Origin of the sequence: Tritonibacter sp. SIMBA_163 (genome assembly GCF_046535935.1) — a bacterium.
Taxonomy (GTDB): Bacteria; Pseudomonadota; Alphaproteobacteria; order Rhodobacterales; family Rhodobacteraceae; genus Epibacterium; species Epibacterium scottomollicae.
Map to the genome: position 1 here is coordinate 1 of NZ_JAWJBP010000362.1, position 277 is coordinate 277.

1 protein-coding gene is annotated in these 277 nt (G+C 62.8%); it reads left to right on the plus strand.

Going from position 1 to position 277, the window contains the following annotated elements:
• Positions 1-88: 88 nt before the first annotated feature.
• Positions 89-277 (plus strand): hypothetical protein (locus R0J92_RS22730; protein WP_411053331.1); only part of this gene is annotated, 189 nt, incomplete at its 3' end.

A 277-nucleotide genomic window follows, 5' to 3' on the forward strand; every position in this document is an offset into this window, starting at 1 on the left:
CGGTTGGCTGCTGATGTTTGCCTTCCTGTTGGCGTCGGTTTTCGCAAGCCCCGATCCGGCAACCGCGATACGCGGCGTATTGTTGACGATGATCGGCATTCTGACGGTCGTCGCCGTCCTCAGCCTGCCGCAGGACGGCGACGCCTATTCGGCCATGCTGGTCACCGTGGCTTCGATCGTCATCGTCGTTTCCTATGCGGGCGTCGTGTTTCTGCCAAGTCTCGGCACCCACGGCGCCGACGCGCTGGAACCGCAAAACGCCTATCTCTGGCGCGGT